General features: G+C 70.6%; 18 protein-coding genes. 9 read left to right on the top strand and 9 right to left on the bottom strand.

Translation table 11 applies throughout. The features are described from left to right. Window positions 1-28 precede the first annotated feature (28 nt). Together AB0K36_RS29165 and AB0K36_RS29160 are read left to right on the top strand one after the other, a co-directional pair. Window positions 29-1,171: a Gfo/Idh/MocA family protein gene (locus tag AB0K36_RS29165; protein ID WP_364600021.1), complete on the top strand. Its 1,143-nt coding sequence runs from the start codon at window positions 29-31 to the stop codon at window positions 1,169-1,171. Beyond that, window positions 1,168-2,097 carry a DUF6807 domain-containing protein gene (locus AB0K36_RS29160; protein ID WP_364600019.1) on the top strand — a complete coding sequence of 310 codons (930 nt, stop codon included), beginning with the start codon at window positions 1,168-1,170 and terminating at the stop codon, window positions 2,095-2,097. The genes AB0K36_RS29165 and AB0K36_RS29160 overlap by 4 nt, the downstream gene beginning before the upstream one ends. Before the next feature lie 12 nt (window positions 2,098-2,109). Here the strand turns inward: AB0K36_RS29160 and AB0K36_RS29155 are convergent, their stop codons facing one another. From AB0K36_RS29155 to AB0K36_RS29135, 5 genes are all read right to left on the bottom strand, one after another. Further along, a complete protein-coding gene (locus tag AB0K36_RS29155; RefSeq protein WP_364600017.1) occupies window positions 2,110-4,848 on the bottom strand; it encodes an exo-rhamnogalacturonan lyase family protein in 2,739 nt (912 codons plus the stop codon). Window positions 4,849-5,204: 356 nt separating this feature from the next. Further along, a complete protein-coding gene (locus tag AB0K36_RS29150) occupies window positions 5,205-5,792 on the bottom strand; it encodes a hypothetical protein (protein ID WP_364600015.1) in 588 nt (195 codons plus the stop codon). A gap of 5 nt (window positions 5,793-5,797) precedes the next feature. Then, window positions 5,798-6,658 (bottom strand): carbohydrate ABC transporter permease, encoded by an 861-nt coding sequence (locus AB0K36_RS29145; protein WP_364600013.1) that lies wholly within the window; start codon window positions 6,656-6,658, stop codon window positions 5,798-5,800. Further along, a complete protein-coding gene (locus AB0K36_RS29140) occupies window positions 6,655-7,635 on the bottom strand; it encodes a carbohydrate ABC transporter permease (protein ID WP_364600011.1) in 981 nt (326 codons plus the stop codon). The genes AB0K36_RS29145 and AB0K36_RS29140 overlap by 4 nt, the downstream gene beginning before the upstream one ends. Next, a complete protein-coding gene (locus AB0K36_RS29135; RefSeq protein ID WP_364600009.1) occupies window positions 7,635-8,918 on the bottom strand; it encodes an ABC transporter substrate-binding protein in 1,284 nt (427 codons plus the stop codon). The genes AB0K36_RS29140 and AB0K36_RS29135 overlap by 1 nt, the downstream gene beginning before the upstream one ends. A gap of 370 nt (window positions 8,919-9,288) precedes the next feature. Here AB0K36_RS29135 and AB0K36_RS29130 point away from each other — a divergent pair, with 370 nt between their 5' ends. Next, a complete protein-coding gene (locus tag AB0K36_RS29130; RefSeq protein WP_364600007.1) occupies window positions 9,289-12,165 on the top strand; it encodes a glycoside hydrolase family 2 TIM barrel-domain containing protein in 2,877 nt (958 codons plus the stop codon). A 68-nt stretch (window positions 12,166-12,233) separates the two neighbouring features. On the opposite strand, the gene AB0K36_RS29125 is transcribed toward AB0K36_RS29130, so the two are convergent. Continuing rightward, the gene (locus AB0K36_RS29125) at window positions 12,234-13,799 is read right to left on the bottom strand and encodes a glycosyl hydrolase 53 family protein (RefSeq protein WP_364600005.1); all 1,566 of its coding nucleotides are present in this window, start codon (window positions 13,797-13,799) and stop codon (window positions 12,234-12,236) included. Window positions 13,800-13,897: 98 nt separating this feature from the next. Further along, the gene (locus tag AB0K36_RS29120) at window positions 13,898-15,919 is read right to left on the bottom strand and encodes a beta-galactosidase (protein ID WP_364600003.1); all 2,022 of its coding nucleotides are present in this window, start codon (window positions 15,917-15,919) and stop codon (window positions 13,898-13,900) included. A gap of 196 nt (window positions 15,920-16,115) precedes the next feature. On the opposite strand from AB0K36_RS29120, the gene AB0K36_RS29115 reads away from it, so the two are divergent. The 5 genes from AB0K36_RS29115 (at window position 16,116) to AB0K36_RS29095 (ending at window position 20,972) form a co-directional block, all read left to right on the top strand. Continuing rightward, window positions 16,116-17,426 (top strand): ABC transporter substrate-binding protein, encoded by a 1,311-nt coding sequence (locus tag AB0K36_RS29115; RefSeq protein WP_364600001.1) that lies wholly within the window; start codon window positions 16,116-16,118, stop codon window positions 17,424-17,426. A gap of 2 nt (window positions 17,427-17,428) precedes the next feature. Next, window positions 17,429-18,370 carry a carbohydrate ABC transporter permease gene (locus tag AB0K36_RS29110; protein ID WP_364600055.1) on the top strand — a complete coding sequence of 314 codons (942 nt, stop codon included), beginning with the start codon at window positions 17,429-17,431 and terminating at the stop codon, window positions 18,368-18,370. Then, window positions 18,367-19,284, top strand: a complete 918-nt coding sequence (locus AB0K36_RS29105) for a carbohydrate ABC transporter permease (RefSeq protein ID WP_364599999.1) — start codon at window positions 18,367-18,369, stop codon at window positions 19,282-19,284. Before AB0K36_RS29110 ends, AB0K36_RS29105 begins: the two co-directional genes overlap by 4 nt. 25 nt (window positions 19,285-19,309) lie before the next feature. Beyond that, window positions 19,310-20,338 carry a LacI family DNA-binding transcriptional regulator gene (locus tag AB0K36_RS29100; protein WP_364599997.1) on the top strand — a complete coding sequence of 343 codons (1,029 nt, stop codon included), beginning with the start codon at window positions 19,310-19,312 and terminating at the stop codon, window positions 20,336-20,338. Window positions 20,339-20,483: 145 nt separating this feature from the next. Continuing rightward, window positions 20,484-20,972: a flavin reductase family protein gene (locus tag AB0K36_RS29095; RefSeq protein ID WP_364599995.1), complete on the top strand. Its 489-nt coding sequence runs from the start codon at window positions 20,484-20,486 to the stop codon at window positions 20,970-20,972. Between the two features lie 39 nt (window positions 20,973-21,011). Here the strand turns inward: AB0K36_RS29095 and AB0K36_RS29090 are convergent, their stop codons facing one another. Both AB0K36_RS29090 and AB0K36_RS29085 read right to left on the bottom strand, forming a co-directional pair. Further along, complete coding sequence (locus tag AB0K36_RS29090) at window positions 21,012-21,875, bottom strand: class II glutamine amidotransferase (protein WP_364599993.1); 864 nt, start codon at window positions 21,873-21,875, stop codon at window positions 21,012-21,014. 219 nt (window positions 21,876-22,094) lie between these two features. Beyond that, window positions 22,095-22,889, bottom strand: a complete 795-nt coding sequence (locus tag AB0K36_RS29085; protein WP_364599991.1) for an MBL fold metallo-hydrolase — start codon at window positions 22,887-22,889, stop codon at window positions 22,095-22,097. Window positions 22,890-22,978: 89 nt separating this feature from the next. On the opposite strand from AB0K36_RS29085, the gene AB0K36_RS29080 reads away from it, so the two are divergent. After that, a partial coding sequence (locus AB0K36_RS29080) for a CGNR zinc finger domain-containing protein (protein ID WP_435877955.1) occupies window positions 22,979-23,613 on the top strand: 635 nt, incomplete at its 3' end.

The raw sequence follows: 23,613 nt of genomic DNA, 5'->3' as shown, positions 1-23,613 counted from the left end.
CGCATGTTCGCTCGAGGAGTCCCTCTTCATGACACGTCCCCGCGGCCCTCTGCGTGCCGCCGTCGTCGGCACCGGAGCCATCGCCCACGGCAGCCACCTCCCCGCCCTGGCCGACCACGCCGGTGAGGTGCAACTGGTCGCCGCCGTCGACGTGAACACCGCGCAGCTCGACGCCTTCCGCGCCGCCGCCGGGGACGGGGTCGACGGCTTCACCCGTCTCGACGAGATGCTCGCCACCGCCCGCCCCGACCTGGTGCTGCTCGGCTCTCCGCCCGCCTTCCACCGCGACCAGACCGTCGAGGCCCTGCGGGCGGGCGCCTGGGTGCTGTGCGAGAAGCCGCTGTGCCTTTCGCTCGCCGAGTACGACGCCATCGCCGCGGCCGAGGGCCCCGACGGCTCCCCCGGACCCTACGCGTCCGTGATCTTCCAGCACCGCTACGGCTCCGGGGCCGCGCACGCCCGCGAACTGCTCACCACCGGACGGCTGGGCACGCCGCTCGTCGCGCACTGCCAGACGACCTGGTTCCGCGACAGCGCCTACTACGCCGTCCCCTGGCGGGGCCGCTGGGCCACGGAGGGCGGCGGGCCCGCCATGGGACACGGCATCCACCAGATGGACCTGCTGCTGCATCTGCTCGGCGACTGGACCGAGATACGGGCGATGGCGGGCCGGCTCGTGCACGCCGTCGAGAGCGAGGACGTCTCGACGGCGCTCGTCCGCTTCGCGAACGGCACGATGGCCACCGTCGTCAACAGCGTCGTGTCCCCGCACGAGGTCAGCCGGATCCGTATCGACTGCTCCGACGCCACCGTCGAACTCACCCATCTGTACGGCCACTCCAACGACGACTGGGTCTACACCCCCGCCCCGCACGCCGCCGCCCACGAACGCCGCGTCGAGGCATGGCGGACGCCCGCCGCCGACCGGCCCAGCTCTCACTCCGCGCAACTGGAGGGCGTCCTCGCGGCGATGCGTGCCGGGACCCGCCCTCCGGGCAGCGGCCGCGACGCGCGGCGGACACTGGAGTTCGTCGCCGCCCTCTACAAGGCGGCCTTCACCGGCATGCCCGTCCGGGCCGGTGAGATCACGTCCGACGATCCCTACTACAACGCCATGCACGGCGGACACCCCGCCTGGGCCCCCGCGGACACGGCCGGCGGACACCGATGAGCGCACCGGTCACGGTGACCCACACGCACGGTGAGAAGGTCGTCGTCTCGCACGGCGGTGCGGACCTGATGACGTACGTCTACCGCCCCGACCCGGAGCCCTTCGAGTCCCGCAAGCCGTACGTGCACCCGCTGCGGACCCTCTCGGGCCGGCTGGTGACGGGGTACCGGCCGAGCGACCACCGCTGGCACAAGGGTCTGCAGATGACCGCGAGCCATCTGTCGGGGCAGAACTTCTGGGGCGGCAACTCCTATGTCCCCGGCGAGGGTTATGTGGCGCTCCCAGACCGGATCGGGTGGATGCGGCACGACGGCTTCGACGCCGTCCACGTGGCCGAGGACCGGCTGACGATGCGGGAGCGGCTCACCTGGATCGAGAACGGCGGAGCACATTGGGCGCGGGAGCGGCGCACGCTCACCGTTCACTCCGTCGAGCCGGCGGAAGGCTCCTGGGCGCTCGACTGGTCGATCCACCTCACCAACACCCGCGCGGAGCCCCTGCGGTTCGGCTCACCGACGACCGCCGGACGGCAGGCGGCCGGTTACACCGGGCTGCACTGGCGCGGGCCCCGCGACCTCACCGGCGGCGACGTCATGGGCCCGGACGGGCACGGCGGCGCCGGAGAGGCGGGGGCCGCGGACATGATGGGCCGCGCCGCGCCCTGGCTCGCGTTCACCGGCGAGCACGACGGCGTCGACGCGCACAGCACCCTGGTCTTCGCCCACGCCCCGGAGAACGAGGCCGCCGTCGGCCCCTCCCACTGGTTCGTACGGTCGGAGCCGACCCCGACGGTCGCCTTCTCCTGGGCGTTCTTCGAGGAGTTCACGCTCCCGCCGGGTGCCGCCTTCTCGTACCGCTACCGGATCGTGGTGGCCGACGGCGCCCTGGACCGCAGGCGGATCGAGTCCCACCTGCGGTCCTGGTGACGGTTCGGCGCCCTACGGCATCCGGTCCCCGACCAGCGCGAGGTTCTCGATGGCCGCGAGCCCGTACAGCGCGGTGTCGTTGGTGTAGACCCAGTTGGCCTCGCTGCCCGGCACCAGGGTGACGGGCCCGCCGACCTCCTCCGTGGCCCACGGCGCCGATTCCCGGTAGCCGTCGCTGTTGTAGAACTTTTCCCAGGCACGGCGCGCCAGCTTCTCGTCACCGGTCTGCACGGCCGCGTACGCGTCCAGCCTGGAGTGGCCCTGGAAGAGGATCAGCGAGCCGAAGTGGGAGCCGTAGCGCGCCGCCTGCTCCGCTTTGGTGGCGTTGAAGTAGCGGCAGTAGTCGAGATACGCCTCGCGGAACGCCGGCATGTCGACCAGGTCGATCAGCTCCGCGCAGAGTTCGTTCAGACCGAAGACGGCGGACAGGTGCGAGACGCCGACCTTGGCCTCCTTCTCGACGGCGAACCGGCCGGTGTCGAGGTCGTACAGGCCGCTGCCCTGGACGAAACCGTTGGGCTGGGCTGCGATCGTCTCCATCGTGGACAGGATCCTGGCCTTCGCCTTCGCCGCCTTGGGACCGCCGCGTTCCCACTCGGTGAGCCATGCGGAGACCAGTCCGCTCCAGTCGGTGCCGAAGCCGATGGACAGGGCGTGCCGGTCGGGTGTGTAGGGCTCCGTGCGGATCTTCCGGATCGGGTCGAGGACCAGGAAGGTCTCGTCGGAGTCCACGTTGGCGTGCATGAGGTCGCCGGTGCGTTCGTCGGCGGTGAGGAAGTAGTAGAAGCGACGGTAGGTGGTGTTGGCGATGCGCTGCTGCTTGGCGCTGTCGGCGTAGTGCTGGATGCCGTGCCGGGTGCCGAGGCCGGCCCACTTGCCCAGGTGGTAGACGTCGACCTCACCGGTGTGGCGGGTCATGGCCTCGGCGAACCGGAAGATGTCGGCGCGGCCGGAGCGGAGGTAGGCGTACCAGAGCCACAGGTCGGGAGAGAGCTCGGAGTTGTCCCACGCGTAGCCGCCGACGTCGTACCGCCACTGGTGCCTGGCCGGGTCGTAGCTGTGCATGATGTCGCCGTAGTCCCAGAAGCCGTACCAGCGCCGCATGTCCACCTGGTCGCGGTAGTACGTGAACAGGAAGTCGAGGTGGTCCTCGATCCTGGCCTTGGCGGCGGTGGACCGGTCGGGTTCGGAGAACAGGCCGCCGAAGACCTTGGCCGCGACCATGTGGGCGGGCGGGGCGGCCAGTTGGGGCGGGGTGCGGACTGCGGACGTCTCCTTGGCCAGGGTCCCCGCCTCGGGTGTCGAGTCGTGGGCCCAGAAGAGGAGTTCGCTGGTGCGGGCGATGCCGTACGGGGTGCCGAAGCCGGGCTCGTAGTCCTCGTAGGTGATGTTCAGGCCCTCGAGCTGCTCGGCGTAGGTGTCCTGGCCGAGGCCGTCGTGGTAGAAGCGCAGGTCCATGGGCTGCGCCTCGGGCGACCAGAGCCAGAGGGTGACTTCGGCGCTGTCGGTGTGCGCGTCACGGATGTCGAGGCCGGCGGGGTGCTTCTCCCAGAAGTCGCGGAGACCGAAGGACAGTCCGCCGCTCACGCCGCCGACATAGCCGAACCCGGACGCCCGGCGCCCGCCGCCGGCCGCGATCCAGCCGTGCCCCTTCTTGGTGCGCTTGCGCAGGGTGAACCCGTCGGCGGAGAGCTGGCTGAGGGTGTAGTCGCCCCACTCGGGGATCAGGTGCAGACGGCTGGTGACGCGCTGGTCCCAGGTGGCCGGATCGGGAAGTTCTCGTCCCTCGAACTGGGCCGCCTGGACGGCCGCTCCCGGGTCGCGGCGCAGTCCGGTGATGCCCTTGACGGCCTCCCGGAGCAGTCCGGTGCCGTCGCCGCCGATCCGGATGTGCCGGTCGTACGAGGGGTCCCGCATCGGCACGGTGAAGCGGACGCCGAGTCCGCGGATGAAGTCGCCGTCGGCCCGGCCGGGCTCCTGGGTGCCGTCGTAGGTGATCGTGTGCACCATGCGGAACGACTCGGCGCCGGCGTAGAAGTAGAGACGGACGGAGAACGGCAGCCAACTCCGGTTGCCCCGGCGATGTTTGCCGTCGATGCGGACGACGGCCCGTACGGGCCCGTCCTGTTCGACCTCGGTCTCGTGGATGGCGCTCTCGAAGCGGTCGTAGGATTCCCGCCCCTGGTCGCCGTCCTCGATCTCGCCCTGGCGGAGCAGCACGAGCCGCCCGTTCGTGGCGATCTCGGTGGTGCCGCGTGTCACGGACTTGACGAGGGAGGACCCGCTGGTGCCGAGGCGGGCGGTGATGACGCCGGTGGAGACGTCGACCGTGCCCCCCTTGGTGGTGACGGTGATCCGCCGGGCGGGTGCGGCGGGCTCCCCCGCGGTGAGCGTGAAGCTCTCCGCCGTGGTCTCGGGACCGATGGCATGAGCGGTCCACTTCAGGGAGCCGTCGGGCCACTGGGCGAGCGGCCACGACTGGACCGGCACCTGCTTGCCGTCGGCGGTGGCCAGCGAGAACGTCTGGTCCTCGGCGTACGCGCCCTTCGGCCACGGCACGCCGAGGGTGGTGCCGGGGGCGGCACCGAGCCCGTCGTCCTCCAGCCACTTCAGTGTCACCGGTTCGGGCCCGGCGGCCGCCGGGCGTGGCGCCGCCTGGGCAGTGGTACTGCCGAGGGCCCAGCTGAACTGGGCGGCCGCGCCTGCGGCCGCCGCCGCGGAGAGCAGGGACCTGCGGGAGATCGGAGACATGACGATTCCTTCTGTGAGACCTGGGCGGTAAGGGACGGGGAACCTTGAGCAGGGCAGAGCAGAAGTGCGCGGGTTCGCCGTGGTCCGGGCGTACGCGTTCGCCGCGGTGTCCCGGCGTACGGTTCAAGGTGGTGCGGGCGGACGGCCTTGCGGCGGTGCGGGCATGCGGACCGGCGCGGGTACGGACGTGCGGACTGGCGGCGGTGCGGACGTGCGGACTGGCGGCGGTGCAGGCGTGCGGCGGTGCGGACGTGCGGTTTCGCTGCGGTGCGGACGTGCGGATTTCGCGGTGCAGGCATGCGGACGTGCGGATTTCGCGGGTGCGGGCACGGGCCCGGGTGCGGGCACCGGCCCCGTCAGCGGGCGGCGTACCGTGCTTCGACGGCAACCGCCGCAGCCGCGACCGCGCCCGTCACCGGGACCGCCAGCGGGGCCACGGCCCAGGCGGTCCCCGCCACCACCGCGAACCCGCCCACCAGCAACAGTGATCCGGCCGGGTCGCGCACGGTGCGCCGGGCGGCACCGCGCAGCAACACGGTCCAGGACGCGCCGGGCTCCCATACGGCCGCCGCCCGGAGCACCGCGACCACGGCCCCGATGGCGGCGAGGACCGCGACCGTGCCCACGAACGCTCCGCCGGGCAACCCCGCGCGCACGGCGGTGAGGTTGAGCCAGAGCAGCCAGAGGACCACCGGGCCGGACAGACCGACGAGCCAGCCGCCTCGGACGGCGGCACGGAAGTCACGTGCGAAGTGCCGCCCGCCCGTCACCTCGTGCCGCAGGTGGCGCCGCAGATGGCGGACGCCGGCGGCGAAGGCCGCCGGTGCCGTCACCAGCGGCAGGGCGGCGACGGTCATCCACACGCCGGTGAGCAGGCATTCGGCGAAGACGCCGAAGCCGGTGGAGAGCCGGGACCCCTGCTGCGTCAGGGTGCGCGCTGCCATGCCGGTCAGCCCTTCAGGCCCGAGGTCGCCATGCCGTCGATCAGATGGCGCTGGAAGGCGAGGAAGAACGCCAGCACGGGCAGCAGCGCGACGAGCGACATGGCGATCATGCCGCCGTAGTCGGCGACGGCGTCCTGGTCGATGAACATCTTCAGCCCGAGCGAGACCGTGTACTTCTCCGGCTCGTTCAGATAGATCAGCGGGCCCATGAAGTCGTTCCACGCGTTGATGAAGGTGAAGATGGCGCTGGTGATCAGGGCGGGCCGGCACAGCGGCAGCACGATCGACCAGTAGATGCGCAGATGCCCGCAGCCGTCCAGCCGGGCGGCCTCGTCCAGCTCTCTCGGAAGGTTCCGCATGAACTGCAGCATGAGGAACACGAAGAAGGCGTCGGTGGCGAGGTACTTGCCGAGCAGCAGCGGCACATAGGTGTTGATCAGTTCCAGCTTCTGGAACAGCACGTACTGCGGGATCAGGAGCACGTGGTACGGCAGCAGCAGCGTGCCGATCATCAGCGCGAACATCAGATTCCGCCCGGGGAACCGGATCTTGGCGAAGGCGTAGGCCGCGAGTGAGCACGACAGCAGCACGCCGGCCACCGAACCGAGCGCCAGGAACGTGGAGTTGACGAAGAAGGTGGTGATGGGGATGTCGGCGATGCCGTCGGTCAGCCGCCGGTAGTTCGCGACGACGGGCTCGGTCGGGAACAGGTCCAGGCTGCCGATGATGTCGTCGCTGGGCTTCAGCGAGCCGCCGATGACCCAGATCACCGGGTAGAGGACCACGGCGAGCAGTGCCAGGGCCCCGAGGTGCCAGAGCAGCGAGCCGCTGCCGCGGCGCGCGCGGGTGGTGATCGTGCCGCTCATCGGGCTGCCTCCTCGTAGTGCACCCAGCGTCGCTGGGACCAGAACAGCACCGCGGTGACCAGGCCGACGGCGATCAGCAGCATCCAGGCCATGGCGGAGGCGAAGCCCATCCGGCTGTTCTCGAAGCCTTGTTGGTACAGGTAGCAGGTGTAGACGAGCGTGGCGTCCGCCGGTCCGCAGCTGCCGTTGCTCATGATGTAGGCCGATCCGAAGATCTGGAACGAGTGGATGGTCTCCAGCAGGACGTTGAAGAACATCACCGGCGAGATCATCGGCAGGGTGATGTGCCAGAAGCGCCGCCACGGACCGGCGCCGTCGACCTGGGCCGCCTCGTACAGCTCCTTGGGAACCTGCTTGAGCCCGGCCAGGAAGATGACCATCGGCGCGCCGAACTGCCAGACGGTGAGCGCCACCAGGCAGTAGAGGATCCAGGCGGGGTCGCCGATCCAGCCGCCGACGTCCATGCCGAGGAACGTCTGCGCCCGGTCCACCACCGCGTCGTCGGAGAACAGCGCGCGCCACACGATGGCGACGGACACGCTGGCGCCGACGAGCGAGGGGGCGTAGAAGGCGGCCCGGTAGAAGGCCTGTCCGCGCCGGCTCTGGGCCAGCAGCAGCGCGACGCCGAGGGCGAGGAGCAGCTTCAACGGGGTCCCGATGAGGACGTACTTGGCGGTCACTTCGACCGATGTGCGCCAGCGCGGGTCGGCGAACATCTCGGAGAAGTTGCCGAGGCCGATCCACTTCGGGGAGTCGAAGAGGTTGTAGTCGGTGAAGGCGAAGTAGAGGGAGGCGACCATCGGTCCCGCGGTGAGCAGCAGGAAGCCGGCGATCCAGGGCGACATGAACAGATAGCCGATCAGGCCGTCCTTGCCTCCGCGGCGGCGGACGGGCGAGGGCGTCGTGCCGGCGGCAGGGGCCTTGTCCGCCACCTGCCGCACGGAGTCCTCGAGCTGAGTCATGGGGGGCGTTCCCATCAGGAGCCGAGCGCCGTCTTCGCCTCGGTGAAGAACTGCTTCGCGGAGTCCTCGACGGGTGCCTTGCCGAGCGCCATGTCGGCGGCGATCCGCAGGAACGCGGCCTCGACGACGTCCGCGCCGGCGGGGTGGGGGGTGATGGTCTCCAGCGTGCCGGCGGCGGCTATCTGCTTCTCGTACGCGGCGATCTTCTTGCTGACCGGGTCGGTGGGCCGGAACGCCTCGTACTGCTCGTTGGTGGCGAGCACTCCGCGGTCGTACCCCATGATCCGGCCGACCTCGGGGTCATGGACCATGAAGTCGATGAAGGTCGCCACCTCCGCGGGGTGCTTGGTGCGGGCGCTGCCGCTGAGCATCAGTGAACCGAGGTACTGGCCGGTCTTCTTGCCGTCGCCGGTGGGGATCGGGGCGATCGCGTACGAGCTCTTGCCTTCGGCGGAGTATCGCGCCGTGAAGTTGTCCCAGGTGAACTCGCCGCCGGAGAGCCCGGCCGCGAGGGCGGACTTGGGCTTGACCTGCTCGACCTTCTTCTGGTCCGCGTACAGCCCCGTCCTGACGCGCTTCATTGCTTCGGTCCAGTAGGGGACGAGGTCGCTCTCGGTGAATCCGAGGCCCTTCTCGGTGAAGAAGGCCTTGCCGTTCTGGCGGAGGATCAGGTCGTAGAGGTACATGACGCCGAAGGGGCCCGAGTCGCCCGCGACGCCGGCCTTGTCGTGGATCTTGACGAGGGCGTCGTCCCAGTCGCTCCACGTCCAGCCCGGTGCCGGGGTGACGCCCGCCTTCTCGAAGACCCGCTCGTCGATGATCAGACCCATGGAGTTGGAGCCGACCGGTACGCCGAGCAGTCTGCCGTCCACCTCGCCGAACTTCTCGAGGCCGGCCCGGAAGTCGCCCAGGTCCAGGTTGCCCTTCTTCGCCTGCGTATGGAGGTCGAGCAGGACCCGCTTGGCGTCGTACTTCCGCAGGAAGCCGATGGCGTTCTGGAAGACGTCCGGCGGATTGCCGCCCGCCGCCTGGGTGTTGAACTTCTTCCAGAAGTCGCCGTACTGCTGGAAGTCCGTCTTGACCTTGATCTTCGGGTGCTTCTTCTCGAAGAGGGCGACGGTCTGGTTGATCTTCTTCGCCCGGTCGTCCGCGCCCCACCAGGCATAGCGGATGGTGACGGGCCCGCCGGACGAGCCGCTGCCGGCGCCGCAGCCGGCGGCGGTGAGCCCGGCACCGGCCAGGGTCGCGCCGGCCGCCCTGAGGAAGGTCCGCCTCTCCACATGCCTGGACATACGCATGATGCACCCTCTCGCCAATGATGTATGGATGGTGAATGAATCGTTTCAGGAAAGCGCTTGCCACGAAATGTAGGGGTGGCGGCGAACCGCGTCAACGGTTTGGACGGTCGCGAATCGGCCTCGAGTCGTTCGATATGGCGAACAGCATGCGACACCCCGGACGGCAGACCGTAATCCAGCCGACCCGCCGGACACCAGCCCCCGAGGCCCAGAATGTTCGACATGCCGAACATTGCACAAAACTTCGGACACTTGGCCGGAGCCTCTTGCAGAACCCGTGCCCGACGGCGGAGGGTTGAGATCCCCCGTCACCCCTCCCCGGCCGCCGCCTTCGTGCCCGTCCGGGACCGAGTGCTGCCCCAGGAGAGCCATGTCCCCCTCGTACGTCGACGATGTCCGGCCCGGCAGCGGGCCGCTCCCGCCCCGCGCCCGGTACGCCACCTCGGACGCGGCATCCCTTTCGCTGAACGGGAATTGGCGCTTCCGGCTCTCCGCGACCGCCGACGCCGAAGACGACTCCTTCGCCGTGCCCGGTCACGACGCCTCGGGCTGGGACGAGGTGCGGGTGCCCGGCCACTGGGTGCTCCAGGGCCACGGCGCGCCCGTCTACACCAACCACCTCTACCCCTTCCCGGTCGACCCGCCGCGCGTGCCGACCGAGAACCCGACCGGCGACCACCTGCGGTGCTTCGACCTGCCGGAGGACTGGGGCACCGGCGGCGACGCGCTGCTCCGCTTCGACGGCGTGGAGTCCTGCGCGCGCGTCTGGCTGAACGGCCGCGAGCTGGGCGAGTTCAAGGGCAGCCGGCTGCCCCACGAGTTCGCGGTCGGACATCTGCTGCGCCCCGAAGGGAACGTGCTCGCGGTCCGCGTCCACCAGTGGTCCTCCGGGTCCTACCTCGAGGACCAGGACCAGTGGTGGCTGCCCGGGATCTTCCGGGACGTGACCCTCCTGCACCGGCCGGCCGGCTGCGCGGGGGACTTCTTCGTGCACGCCTCCTACGACCACCACCGCGCGGAGGGCACCCTGCGGGTCGATTCCGACACGGCCGGCCGGGTCACCGTGCCGGAGCTGGGCATCGACGTCGCGACGGGCGAGCCGGTCACCGTGCCGGTGCGGCCCTGGACGGCGGAGACGCCCCGCCTCTACGACGGGACACTGGCTCTCGCGGGCGAACGGGTCCCGCTGCGCATCGGTTTCCGCACGGTCGCCGTCGAGGACGGTGTCATCAAGGTCAACGGTGAGCGGATCCTGTTCCGCGGCGTGAACCGGCACGAGTTCCACCCGGACACCGGCCGCGCCCTCGACGCCGCGACCATGCGCCGGGACGCCGAGCTGATGAAGCGGCACAACATCAACGCCGTCCGCACCTCCCACTACCCACCGCATCCCCACTTCCTCGACCTCTGCGACGAGCTGGGCCTGTGGGTGATCGACGAGTGCGATCTGGAGACCCACGGCTTCGTCGAGCAGGACTGGCACGACAACCCCGTCGACGACGACCGCTGGACACCGGCACTCCTCGACCGCGCCGCGCGGATGGTCGAGCGGGACAAGAACCACCCGTCCGTGATCATCTGGTCGCTCGGCAACGAGGCGGGCACCGGACGCGGTCTGACGGCGATGGCCAAGTGGATCCGCGCCCGCGACCCCGAGCGGCTCATCCACTACGAGGGCGACCCGGGCTGCCGTGACACGGACATGTACTCGCGGATGTACCCGCCTCACGACGAGGTGGACAGGATCGGCCGCGGCCTCGACGGCGGACCGGCCGGGCGCCGCGAGCTCCCCTTCGTCCTGTGCGAGTACGGGCACGCGATGGGCAACGGTCCGGGCGGCCTCGCCGACTACCAGCGGCTCTTCGAGGCGCACCCGCGCAACCAGGGCGGCTTCATCTGGGAGTGGATCGACCACGGTCTGACCGACGCGCGGTACGGCTTCGCCTACGGCGGCGACTTCGGCGAGGAGCTCCACGACGGGAACTTCGTCTGCGACGGCCTGCTGTTCCCGGACCGGACCCCCTCCCCCGGCCTGATCGAGTACAAGAAGGTGATCGAGCCGGTCCGTATCGAACCGGCCCCCGCCGACGGCGGCGCGGCCACCGTGCGCGTCACCAACCTCCACGACTTCGCCGACCTCTCCCATCTCTCCTTCGAATGGTCCCTTCAGAGCGGCGGAGAGACCGTGGCGCACGGCCCGCTGACCGTCCCACCGACGGCGCCCGGCACGTGGGCCGAAGTCCGGTTGCCTGAACCGCCGGCGGCCGGGCGGGGCACGGAGAGTCTCTGGACGGTACGGGCACTGCTGGCAGAGGACACTCCGTGGGGCAGGCGGGGTCACGAGGTCGCCTGGGGACAGCTGGAAGCCGGCCGCCCGGCCCCCGCGGAGGTCCCGTGCGGTGACCGCCCCGCCCGCGGCCGGAGCGTCCTCACTCTCGGCCCTGCCTCCTTCGATGCCCGCACCGGCGAACCGCGCACCATCGGCCCGGTCGCCGTCACCGGCGCCAGGCTCAACGTGTGGCGCGCGCCGACGGACAACGACAACGGCGCGCCCTGGCAGCCCGACCCGCGCAGCGGACCGCTGTGGCGCGCCCTCGGCCTGCACCGCATGCGGCACCGCCTGGACGCGGTCGAGGTGACGGACGACGCGCTGAGGGTACGCACGCGGGTGGCGCCGGCCGGCCGTGACGTGGGGCTGCTCACCGACTACCGCTGGACGTCCGACGGTGTCCGGCTGCGCCTGACGGTGTCCGTGATCCCGGAGGGCCACTGGCAGCTCCCGCTCCCGCGTCTCGGGATCCGTCTGGGCCTTCCGGCGTCGTACGCGGGCGTCCGCTGGTACGGCGGCGGACCGGGCGAGGCCTACCCGGACAGCAGGGCGGCCGCCCGGCTCGGCCTGTGGCACGCCGATGTCGACGCGATGCAGACCCCGTACGTCCGTCCGCAGGAGAACGGCGCGCGGGCCGATGTGCGCTGGGCCGAACTCGTCTCCCCGGAAGCGGGGTTGCGGATCGACGGCGACCCGGCCTTCTGGCTGACCGCACGCCGTTGGACGACCGAGCAGCTCGACGCGGCCGAGCACCTGACGGACCTCGTTCCCTCGGGTGAGACGGTGTGGGTGGAGCTCGACCACCGGCAGCACGGCCTCGGCAGCCAGTCCTGCGGACCCGGGGTGCTTCCCGAGTACCGACTGCACGCTTCGCCCGCCGAGTTCTCGTTCGTGTTCACACCGCTCGACGGTTCCTGACCTGCGTGGCCGTACGCGCCCCGGCCGGAGCCGGGGCGCGTGCGGCGTCGGTCCCGCACGGCGCGGTGTCAGCGGTGGCCCAGCCAGTTCGCGGCGGGCAGCAGCCTGTTGTCGTAGTCGAAGAGGGCCTGGTTCTCCCAGCCGTTGCCGGACGACGGGTCGGCCGGGTCCCAGCCGTTGCCGGTGACGGCCGTCCAGGTGGGCTCCCAGTAGACGACGCCGAGGCCACGGCCGTTCGGCACGGCCTCGACCACGTTCATCACATCGCGCAGCCAGGCCGCCTGGCCGGCCGGGCTCGCCGGGTACCCGGGCATCAGCTCGCCGGGCAGGTCGATGATGTTCTCGTGGCCGTCCTTGCTGTCGAGCCGGAAGGGGTAGGCGGTCTCGACGACCATGACGGGCTTGGCGTAGCGGGCGGAGACGTCGTCCAGGTTCGCCTGGAGATCGGAGAGCGCTCCATGCCAGTAGCCGTAGAAGGACACGGCGATGACGTCGAAGGTCACGCCCCGGGCGGTGGCGTTGTCGAACCACCAGCGGTACAGGCCGTTGTCGCCGCCGTGCGCGAGGTGCAGCGCGATCCGGGTGGAGGACGAGACGGCCTTCGCCGCGGAGATGCCCGACGTGAGCAGCCCGGCGGTCCGGTCCCAGTTCTCCGTGGAGCCCTCCGGCCAGAGCATGCCGGTGTTGATCTCGTTGCCGATCTGGACCATGTCGGCGGTGGTGCCCTGGGCCTTGAGGGCGTTCAGGACGTCGTAGGTGTGGTCGTGGACGTCCTTCCTGAGCTGGTCGTAGGAGTGCGAGGACCAGGCGGCGGGCTTCGTCTGGGCGCCCGGGTCGGCCCAGATGTCGGAGTAGTGGAAGTCGACCAGCAGTTTCATGCCCTGGGCCTTGATCCGCTTGGCGGTCTCCAGCACGCGGGCCTTGTTGTTGTAGCCGTCCGCGGGGTCCACCCAGACCTTGAGCCGGCCGTAGTTGGCCCCCGCCGACCTCAGGATGCCGAGCCCGTCGCCGGTGGCCCCGGTGGCCGTGCGGTAGACGCCGCCGAGGTCCTCGCTCTTCTTCAGTGTGGAGACGTCGACGCCTTTGAGGCTCAGCCCGGTCGAGCCGGGGGTGAAGGTGAGATCGTCGACGTTCAGCCAGTTGCCCGCCCTGGCGTCGGAGTTGATGCTGACCGTGCACTGTCCGCCGGTCACCCTGACGGACGTGACGAGGCGTACCCACTTGCCGTCCGGCGTGGGCGGCAGGTCGGTGCGCTGCTCCGGGGAGCCGCAGTTGCGCAGCGCCAGGTAGGCGGCGTTCTGGCCGCCGCTCGAGCGCACCCAGGCGCTCAGCTTGTACGTCCCGTCGGTGAGTCCGGACAGGTACTGGTACGTCTCCACCTTGTACGCGGAGGACGACCAGTGGCTGAGGCGGTTGCTGCCGCTGTGCCCGCCGGCCTCGGTGTAGGACGCCGCCTGCCGGCCCGTCGCGGAGTAGGTCGACCAGCCGGAAGTGCCCGATTCGAAACCGGTGTTGGTGAGCGTCGCCGCCGCGCTGACCGGTTGTCCGGGCAGTGCCGTGATCAGCAGGGCGCCGAGCGCGGGGAGGACGGCGGTTCTGAGCAGTCTGCGGAAGGGGCGTGGGGCCGTGTGCATCGTCGAGTCCCTTCGACGGTGGTGGGCGGGGGTGGGCGGTGCGATGCACCCGGGGGCGGCCGGCGAACCGGCGGCCGCGCCCGGGGGTCCTGGTGTCGTCAGGCGTCGAGCCGTACGACCTTGACGGCGCCGGCCGGGACGGTGAGGTGTCCGGCGGTGTGCTCGCCGCTGAGCAGTTCGGTGCCGGGGCGCTCGAGGGGGACCTTGGTGTCGTGCGGGGTGTGGTTCACGGCGAAGAGGTAGTCGCCGCCGTCACCGGAGCGGCGTACCACCTCGACGTCGCGGGGCAGTTCGCTGCGGGGCGCGATGCCGGCGTCCTCGCAGGCGCTCTCGAGGACCGCGTCCAGCGCGAGGGGGCCGAGCCGGGAGGAGACGTACCAGGCGGTGCCGCCGCCCAGACGGTGACGGGTGACGGCGGGGCCGCCGGCGGCGGGTCCGTCGGCGTACGTCCACACCGTCTCGGCCCCGCGCGGCACGACGAATTCGGTCCACACGTCGCCGGTGACCGAGGCGCCCTGCGGCCCGGTGATCCGCACGCTCTCGCCCGCGCGGAGCGGTGACCACTCCTCGACGGTCAGGCCGAGCACGTCGCGCAGCACACCCGGGTAGGGGCCGGGGTGCACGGCGTCGTGCTCGTCGACGATGCCGGAGAAGTACGAGACGACGAGGGTGCCGCCGTTCTCGACGTAGGCGCGCAGAGTGCGGCCCGCCTCCTCGGAGGCGAGATAGAGGGCGGGGACGACGACCAGGGGGTAGGCGGAAAGGTCGGCCCCGGGACGGGCGAAGTCGACGGTCAGGTGCCGGTCGTAGAGCGCCTCGTAGAAGCTGTCGGCGCGCTCGCGGGCGTCGTGGTCCTCGCTGGGCCGCCATTCGAGGCCCTGCGCCCACCAGGAGTGCCAGTCCCACACCATGCCGACGTCGGGGACGGTGCGTGTCCCCATCAGTTCGGCGAGCGAGCCGATGTCGGCCCCGAGCCGCACCACCTCGCGCCAGATCCGGGTGTCGGTCCCGGCGTGCGGCAGCATCGCGGAGTGGAACTTCTCGGCGCCCTTCCGGGACTGGCGCCACTGGAAGAACATGGCCCCCTCGGAGCCGCGGGCCACATGGGCGAGCGAGTTGCGCGCCATCTCGCCGGGTCGCTTGGCCGGGTTGCGCGGCTGCCAGCTGACGCCGCTGGTGGAGTGTTCGAGCAGCAGCCAGGGGGCGCCGCCGGCGACGGAGCGCGTGAGGTCGGCGGCCATCGCGAGGTTGACGTGGGTGCGGCGGCCGTCGGTCATCAGGTAGTGGTCGTTGGTGACGATGTCGACCTCGCGGCCCCAGGCCCAGTAGTCGATCGTGTCGCACTGGCTGAGCGCGGTCATGAAGTTGGTGGTGACGGGGACGCCGGGCGCGAGCCGGTGGAGGATGTCCCGCTCCATGCGGAAGTTCTCGCGCATCGTGTCGTCGGCGAAGCGGCGGTGGTCGAGCTGCTGGGCGGGGTTGCCGACGGTCGGGGTCAGCCGCGGCGGGTCGATCTCGTCGAAGGACCGGTAGCGCAGGCCCCAGAAGGCGGTGCCCCAGGCGTCGTTGACCGCCTCGACCGTTTCGTAGCGGGCCTCGAGCCAGCGGCGGAAGTGGGCGGCGCAGTTGTCGCAGTAGCAGGCGCTGACGGGAACGCCGTACTCGTTGTGGACGTGCCACATGGCCAGGGCGGGGTGGCCGGCGTACCGCCGGCCGAGCTCGGTGGTGATCCGTGCGGCGGCCTCACGGTAGGCGGGACTGCTGTGGCAGATCGCGGCGCGCGAGCCGAAGGCGTAGCGCACGCCCTCCCGGCTGACGGGCAGCGCGTCGGGATGAGCCCGGTAGAACCAGGCCGGCGGGGAGGCGGTGGGCGTGCCGAGGTCGGCACGGACACCGTTCTCGTGGAGCAGGTCGAGGACCCGGTCGAGCCAGCCGAAGTCGTAGGCGCCGGGCTCTGGTTCGAGCAGTGCCCAGGAGAAGATCCCGACGCTCACCATGGTGACCCCGGCCTCGCGCATCAGCCGGACGTCCTCTTGCCAGACACCTTCCGGCCACTGCTCGGGGTTGTAGTCCCCACCGAACGCGAGCCGGTCCAGGCCCTTGGGAGTGGTCTCCGGCATGAATATCTCCTGAAGCGTCAAAATGTCGAACATCTGGGAACGTGCACACATCGCCGTCGATGCAGTGATGCAACATAACCGCACAGGAACAACCATTGACAAGTGTCCGGGATGTTTCCCTACTGTGAACGCTCACAGATGCAGGGCCGGCCTCCGCCACCGAGCGGGAGGCCCCTTCGGTCAGGGAGAAGCACCCATGTCCACCACGCTGCACCGCCGCCTCGCGGCCACCGCCACAGCCGTCGCCCTCGGGGCGACGGCGCTCACCGCCTGCGGTTCCCAGGACGGCGGCGACCAGGCGGATTCCGGACCGGTCTCGCTGACCTACTGGGCCTGGGCGCCCGGCATGGACAAGGTGGCGGCCATCTGGAACAAGAAGAACCCGGACATCAAGGTCACCGTCCAGAAGCAGGCCTCCGGCGACGACCTGGTCACCAAGATCATCACGGCCTCCAAGGCGAAGAAGGCCCCGGATCTCGTCCAGGCCGAGTACCAGGCGCTGCCGACCCTCGTCAGCAACGGCGCCCTCGCCGACATCTCGGAGGAGGTCGGCGGCATCAAGGACGAGTTCGCCCCGGGCGTGTGGCAGCAGACCACGCTCGGCACGGACGCCGTGTACGCGGTGCCGCAGGACTCCGGGCCGATGATGTTCTACTACCGCGCCGACCTCTTCGAGGAGTACGGGCTGAACGTTCCCGCCACCTGGGAGCAGTTCGCCGAGACCGCACGCGCGCTGAAGAAGAAGGCCCCTGACAAGGCGCTGACCACCTTCTCCTCCAACGACTCCGGCCTCTTCGCCGGTCTCGCCCAGCAGGCCGGCGCCAAGTGGTGGACCGTCGAGGGCCAGAAGTGGAAGGTCGCCATCGACGACCCGGCGACCAAGAAGGTCGCGGACTTCTGGGGCGGCCTGGTCAAGGAGGGCGCCGTCGACAACCAGCCCATGTACACCCCCGCCTGGAACAAGGCGCTGAACACGGGCAAGCAGATCGCCTGGGTGAGCGCGGTCTGGGCGCCCGGCACGCTCACCACGGCCGCCCCCGACACCAAGGGCAAGTGGAAGATGGCCCCGCTCCCCCAGTGGTACGACACCAAGAACGTCACCGGCAGCTGGGGCGGCTCCACGACGGCCGTCACCACGGACTCGAAGCACAAGGACGCCGCCGCGAAGTTCGCCACCTGGCTCAACACGGACCCGGAGGCGCTGGCCGCCCTGGTCAAGGAGGGCGGCATCTACCCCGCCGCCACATCGGCCCAGACCAGCGGAGCCCTGGTGCAGGCGCCGGACTTCTTCGCCGACCAGCCCGACTTCTACACCGAGGCCGCCGAGATAGCGGAGACCGCGGCGCCCGCCTACTGGGGGCCGAACGTCAACGTCGCGTACGCCGCCTTCAAGGACGAGTTCGGCAAGGCGGCCAAGGCCAGGTCGGACTTCGGCGCCTCCCTCCGCAGGATGCAGGACACCACCGTCGCCGACCTGAAGAAGCAGGGCTTCGAGGTCGCGCAGTGACCCTGACCCGTACCCGCCGCGAGGCGAACGGTCGTCGGCGGCCGTACGGGGCGAGGTCCGCCCCGTACGGCTTCCTGGCGCCGGCCGTCGTCCTGTTCGCCCTGTTCTTCGCGCTGCCCATCGGCTACGCCCTGTGGCTCAGCCTCCACAAGATCGACGTCCAGGGCCTGGGCCTTGGCAAGGACGCCCGGACCGAGGTCTGGGCGGGCCTTTCCAACTACACCGCCGCGCTCACCGATTCCGAACTCGGCCGGAGCGCCCTGCGTGTCCTCGGCTACGGGGCGATCGTCGTGCCCGTCATGCTCGGCCTCGCGCTGCTGTTCGCACTGCTGCTGGACACCGAACGGGTCCGGGCACGCGCCTTCTCCCGGCTCACGATCTTCCTGCCGTACGCCGTCCCCGGGGTGGTCGCCGCCCTGCTGTGGGGCTTCCTCTATCTGCCGGACGTCAGCCCGTTCCACCACGTCCTCGGCCGGCTGGGGCTGCCGCGGCCCGACCTCCTGGACGGCGGGCCGCTGTTCCTGGCGCTGGCGAACATCGCCGTGTGGGGCGGCACCGGATTCAACATGATCGTGATCTACACCTCGCTGCGGTCCATCCCGGCCGAGGTGTACGAGGCGGCGAAGCTGGACGGCGCCACACCCCTGCAGATCGCGCTGCGGATCAAGATCCCGATGGTGGTGCCCTCGCTGGTGCTGACCTTCTTCTTCTCTGTCATCGCCACCCTCCAGGTCTTCAGCGAGCCGACCACTCTCAAACCCCTGACCAACGGCATCTCCACCACCTGGAGCCCGCTGATGAAGGTGTACAACGACGCCTTCGTGGCCGGGAACGTGTACGCGGCCTCCGCCACCGCCGTGGTCCTGGCAGCCGCCACCTTCGCCCTGTCCTTCGCCCTGCTCAGGGCCTCCAACTCCCGTGCCAAGCACCAAGGATCCCGATGAGCACGCCCACGATCCCCGCCCGGCGCCGACGTGCCGCCCCGGCCGCCGGCAGCACCCCCGGCACCTCCCAGGGACCGCCGCGGAGACGCCGAGCCGCCCTCCTGCCCACCGCCGCACTGCTGCTCGGCGCGCTGTACTGCCTGCTGCCCGTCGCCTGGGTCCTGGTCGCCTCAACCAAGTCGGGCACGGAGCTGTTCTCCACCTTCACCTTCCTGCCCGGCAGCGGCTTCGGCGACAACCTCGCCGACCTCGGCGCCTACCGCGACGGCATCTACTGGCGGTGGATGGGCAACTCTGCCCTCTACGCCGGACTGGGCGCCGTGCTGTCCACGATGGTCTCCGCCGTCTCCGGCTACGCGCTCGCGATCTACCGCTTCCGCGGCCGTGAGGCGATCTTCAACGTGCTGCTCGCCGGTGTGCTCATGCCGCCGGTCATCCTCGCCGTCCCCCAGTACCTGCTGATGGCGAAGGCCGACATGACGGACTCCTATCTGTCCGTGCTGCTGCCGCTGGTCCTGTCCCCGTACGGCGTCTACCTCGGCCGGATCTACGCTCAGGCCGCGATCCCCATGGAACTCGTCGAGGCGGGCCGGATGGACGGCGCGGGTGAGTGGCGCATCTTCCTGCGGGTCGGCGTCCCGATGATGTCGCCGGGCCTGGTGACGATCTTCCTCTTCCAGTTCGTGGCGATCTGGAACAACTTCCTGCTGCCGTACATCATGCTCAGCGACGACACCAAGTTCCCCATGACGGTCGGCCTGTTCACGCTGCTCGCCCAGGGGTCCAGCACGCCCGCCCTCTACACGCTGGTCATCACCGGCGCCCTGCTCGCGATCGTCCCGCTGATCGCCCTCTTCCTGGTCGTCCAGCGGTTCTGGAGTCTCGACCTGCTGTCCGGGGCCGTAAAGTCATGACGTCAGGGGAACGAGGGGACACAGCATGAACCGCGGCCCGGACGGCAAGCGCCGATCGGTGACGATCCACGACGTCGCACGTGAGGCGGGAGTCTCCCGCGGGACCGTCTCACGCGTCCTCAACGGAGGTCACTACGTCAGCCCGGCGGCACAGACGGCAGTCAACAACGCGATCCGCCGGACGGGTTACGTCGTCAACCGGCACGCCCGCTCGCTGATCACCGGAAGGTCCGACTCGGTCGCGTTCCTGCTGACCGAGCCGCAGGAGCGCTTCTTCGAGGACCCCAACTTCAATGTGCTGCTGCGTTCCTGCACCCAGGAGCTCGCCGCACAGGACATTCCGCTGCTGTTGATGATCGCCGGCAGCGAGGACGAACGCCGGCGCAATCTGCGGTACATCCAGGCCGGACACGTGGACGGCGTCCTGCTCGTCTCCAGCCACTCCGGCGATCCGGTGGCCGGAGAACTCCAGGCCGCCGGCGTGCCGGTGGTCGCCTGCGGGAAGCCCCTCGGGCAGCAGGCCAGGATCGGTTACGTGGCGGCGGACGACCGGGAAGGCGCCCGCGACATGGTGCGCTACCTGCACGCGTCGGGCCGCCGCCGGATCGCCACGGTGTCCGGCCCATCGGACACCCCCGGCGGTGTCGAACGCCTCGCCGGCTACCGGGAGACGCTGGCCGAGTGCGGGCTGCCCGCCGACGACCTGTTGATCGCCACGGGCGACTACAGCAGGACCAGCGGCGAGCAGGCCGCGGAACTGCTCCTCGAGCGGGCCCCGGACCTCGACGCCGTCTTCGTGGCGTCGGACCTGATGGCCCAGGGCGTCCTCGACGCCCTGTCCCGGGCCGGCCGCAGAGTGCCCGAGGACATCGCCGTGGGCGGCTTCGACGACTCGCCCGCCGCCCTGTCGACCCGCCCCCGGCTCACCACGATCCGACAGCCGTGGGACCGGATCAGCAAGGAGATGGTGCGGATGCTGCTGGCCCGGATCGGCGGGGAGGAACCGGCCGCGCTCATCCTGCCGACGGAACTGGTACGCCGGGACTCCGCCTGACCCGCCCGCCCCGCCTCCCCGGCGCCGTCACACATCCCGCGTCCCCCGTGTCGCGCGCGGCGGACCAGGGCAACCGGGAGTGAACGGGCGCACGGCACGGCGCGCCGGTACGGGGCCTGATGGGTTGTCCGGGAAGGTTTCGCCCATGGTGGACGTCAACGGATTCACTGACCTGCTGGACCCTCCGGTGTACCTCGTCACGGCGGCCTCGGAGGGGCGGCGGGCCGGTTGCCTGGTCGGATTCGCCTCCCAGTCCTCACTGAACCCGGTGCGGTTCGTGGTGTGGCTGTCCAAGGTGAACCACACCTATCGCATGGCGTGCCGGGCCGCGTACCTGGGCGTGCATCTGCTCGGCCGCGAGCAGCACGGGCTGGCCCGGCTGTTCGGCGGCGAGAGCGGCGACCGCGTCGACAAGTTCGGACTCACGCAGTGGGAGCCGGGGGCGCACGGCGTTCCCGTACTGGCCGACGCCTGCGCCTGGTTCATCGGCAGGGTGGAGGAGCGGGCCGACTGGGGGGACCATGTGGGGTTCTGCCTCACCCCCGTCGACGGTTCGGCGGAACCGCTGCCCCGTGGCGAGGTGTTGCGCCTGAGCGATGTCATCGATCTGAGCCCTGGGCACCCGGCACCCTGATCACGGAGGCACCGCCCGGCCACCGGGGCGCCGCCGGCGTCACGGCACGGTGCTGTGCGGGAGCGCCCCGTCGGCCTGCGTCGGAACGAAGGGCCGGACGAAGTCCGAGTCGGCGCCGACCTCGCCGTAGCTGCTCTCGGGGAACTCGGTCCACACCCCGGGCAGTCCGCTCAGCGGCTCCGACACCACAAGGCGGGTGTCCTCGGAGAGCCCCCTCAGGAACTTCATGTCGGGGTGCAGCGAGCGCAGTGTCTCGACCTCTGCGCTGTAGTACAGGGAGCGTGAGCGGTGCTCGCTGGAGTAGCGGAAGGCCCACAGCCGCTCCCCGTCGGCCACCGCGACGGTCATCTGGAGCGGGAAGTCCACGCCGTGCCGGCGGCCCAGCGACTCCACATGGCCCGCCATACGGGCGACGGCCGTCGGCGGGTCCTGGTCCAGACCGAACGTGAGCGCCAGGAAGAACATCACCTCGGAGTCCGTCGAGCCCTCGATGTCGGCGAACAGCGACGGGTCGATGACCATGCAGAGGTCCCTGCGCAAGCGGTGGAAGTCGGCGATGGCGCCGTTGTGCATCCACAGCCACCGCCCGTGCCGGAACGGATGGCAGTTCGTCTGCTGGATGGCCGAGCCGGTCGACGCCCGGATGTGGGCGAAGAAGAGGTGGGAGCGGATGTGCGCCGAGATCTCCCGCAGATTGCGGTTGTTCCACGCGGGTCCGGTGTCCCGGATCACCGCCGGAGTGCCGCCCTCTGGCGTGTACCAGCCGATGCCGAACCCGTCGCCGTTGGTGGTCTCGACGCCCATCCGGGAGTGCAGGCTCTGGTCGATCAGGGAGTGTGCGGGGCGGTAGAGCAGCGAGTCGAGGAGGACCGGCGTTCCCGTATAGGCCACCCATCGGCACATATGGACCCTCTCCCCTGCTCGAGGCGCGCGGGCCTTTCCATCATCACGCGCCGTTTCCCTTGATCGCCACGTGGGCCGGCAGGGGCCCGGCGCCGGAAGCGTGAACACCGTGCCTCGGGGCACCCGGGGGGCGTCGCGCACGGCGCCCCCCGCAGCCTTGAGTCCGACCCGCAGCCTTGAGATCGACCGCTGAGGTCGGCACGGATCCCTGCCGTCGGCTCAGGCGCGCTGGATCCAGTCCGCGTCCAGGCGGTCGGCCAGGCCGGCGGCGGCGAACGCGGCTTCCAACTCGTCGCGCCCCTCCGTGAAGTGGGCCCAGCTGTCGTGGTGGACGGGGACGACGCGGCGTGCGCCGAGGATCTCGGTCGCCTGCGCGGCCTGGGCGCTGTCCAGGACGAGCAGCCCACCGTCGAAGAGCACGGGGAAGCGAGGGGCTCCGGCGAAGAGGACGGCGGTGTCCACCGGGGCGAAGCGCGCCGCTGTCTCCTTGACCGCGTCCAGTGAGGCGTTGTCGCCGCTGACGTAGACGGTGGGCAGGCCCTCTCCGGTCAGCACGAAGCCGACGACCTGGCCGGTTATCGGCTCGACCTGCTCGCGCGGGCCGGGGCCGTGCACGGCGGGGACGCCGGTGACGGTGATCGTGCCGCCGTCGGGGCGGTTCAGCTCGACGGACTCCCAGTCGGCCAGGCCCTTGGCCGTTTCCCCGAGACGCTCCCCAGCGCCGGGGGTGGTGAGGGTGAGGGGGACGTCGGCGAGCAGGGCCCGGCCGCAGGTGTCGAGGTTGTCGGCGTGCTCGTCGTGCGAGAGCAGGACCACGTCGATGGGGCCGAGGTCGGCGGGGACGGTGGCGGAGGGGGCGGTCTTGGTCAGGACCGGGCCGTGCGAGGGGTAGTCGCCCGGGCCGTCGAAGGTCGGGTCGGTCAGGAAGCGCAGGCCGCCGTACTCGAAGAGGGCGGTCGGGCCGCCGAGAACACGCACCGGGAACTGGTCGGTCGTTCCGGAAAGAGCAGACACGGGGAAACACCTCACGGATAGATGCGGATTAACCGTGAGATGACGTTAGCCGCTTCTCACGGATGAGCACAAGCCGTACCATGAGGAACATGAAGGAGTCCGAGATCGCAGAACCCGTTGTGCCGCCCGCACAGGGCGAGGAAGAGCACCTTTCCCTTGCCCTCGCCAACAGCGCGATGGCGCTGCCCGGCGGGCACACGCTCGATCTCCTGGGGACTCCCGCGCAGGCGAACCATTGGCTGACAGCACATGGTCTTGCCCCCGTCGACGTCGGCATGCGGGAGATGTGCGCGACGCAGGTGCGCTCGCTGCGCGAACAGGTCAGGTCGCTGTTCGCCTCCCGCGCCGCCGGGCTTCCCGCCGTCCCGGCCGCCGTCACCGCCGTCAACGACGCGATGACCCGCGTCCCCACCGCGCCGCTGCTGCAGTGGGACGACAAGAACGGCCCCTACCGAGCCACCCCTCATCCCACGACCGCGATCGTCGACCACGCCCTGGCGACCCTCGCCGCGGACGCTGCGGACCTTCTCACCGGCCCTGACGCCGAGCGCCTCACCGCCTGTGGCTCCGCCCCCTGCAACCGCTACCTGCTCCGTCACGGCCGCCGCCACTGGTGCTCCACCCGCTGCGGGGTGCCGTGCCGGTTCCGCGCTCGCGTTCATGACGGGCCGTGGACCGCTCGGCCAGTGATGCCGGCTCGACCGACCCAGCACGGAGCAGCGCT

Origin of the sequence: Streptomyces kurssanovii, from assembly GCF_040677245.1 — a bacterium.
In the GTDB taxonomy this organism is placed as follows: Bacteria; Actinomycetota; Actinomycetes; order Streptomycetales; family Streptomycetaceae; genus Streptomyces; species Streptomyces kurssanovii.
The sequence above is the reverse complement of the archived record's forward strand: the minus strand, read 5'-3'. Positions and strand labels throughout refer to the sequence as shown.

Bases quoted from the DNA above. Each gene is read 5' to 3' on its own strand.
- AB0K36_RS29160 (WP_364600019.1), top strand. From the start codon at position 1,168: ATGAGCGCACCGGTCACGGTGACCCACACGCACGGTGAGAAGGTCGTC.
- AB0K36_RS29155 (WP_364600017.1), bottom strand. From the start codon at position 4,848: ATGTCTCCGATCTCCCGCAGGTCCCTGCTCTCCGCGGCGGCGGCCGCA.
- AB0K36_RS29150 (WP_364600015.1), bottom strand. From the start codon at position 5,792: ATGGCAGCGCGCACCCTGACGCAGCAGGGGTCCCGGCTCTCCACCGGC.
- AB0K36_RS29140 (WP_364600011.1), bottom strand. From the start codon at position 7,635: ATGGGAACGCCCCCCATGACTCAGCTCGAGGACTCCGTGCGGCAGGTG.
- AB0K36_RS29090 (WP_364599993.1), bottom strand. From the start codon at position 21,875: ATGTGCCGATGGGTGGCCTATACGGGAACGCCGGTCCTCCTCGACTCG.
- AB0K36_RS29165 (WP_364600021.1), top strand. From the start codon at position 29: ATGACACGTCCCCGCGGCCCTCTGCGTGCCGCCGTCGTCGGCACCGGA.
- AB0K36_RS29125 (WP_364600005.1), bottom strand. From the start codon at position 13,799: ATGCACACGGCCCCACGCCCCTTCCGCAGACTGCTCAGAACCGCCGTC.
- AB0K36_RS29095 (WP_364599995.1), top strand. From the start codon at position 20,484: ATGGTGGACGTCAACGGATTCACTGACCTGCTGGACCCTCCGGTGTAC.
- AB0K36_RS29135 (WP_364600009.1), bottom strand. From the start codon at position 8,918: ATGCGTATGTCCAGGCATGTGGAGAGGCGGACCTTCCTCAGGGCGGCC.
- AB0K36_RS29130 (WP_364600007.1), top strand. From the start codon at position 9,289: ATGTCCCCCTCGTACGTCGACGATGTCCGGCCCGGCAGCGGGCCGCTC.
- AB0K36_RS29145 (WP_364600013.1), bottom strand. From the start codon at position 6,658: ATGAGCGGCACGATCACCACCCGCGCGCGCCGCGGCAGCGGCTCGCTG.
- AB0K36_RS29105 (WP_364599999.1), top strand. From the start codon at position 18,367: ATGAGCACGCCCACGATCCCCGCCCGGCGCCGACGTGCCGCCCCGGCC.
- AB0K36_RS29120 (WP_364600003.1), bottom strand. From the start codon at position 15,919: ATGCCGGAGACCACTCCCAAGGGCCTGGACCGGCTCGCGTTCGGTGGG.
- AB0K36_RS29115 (WP_364600001.1), top strand. From the start codon at position 16,116: ATGTCCACCACGCTGCACCGCCGCCTCGCGGCCACCGCCACAGCCGTC.
- AB0K36_RS29100 (WP_364599997.1), top strand. From the start codon at position 19,310: ATGAACCGCGGCCCGGACGGCAAGCGCCGATCGGTGACGATCCACGAC.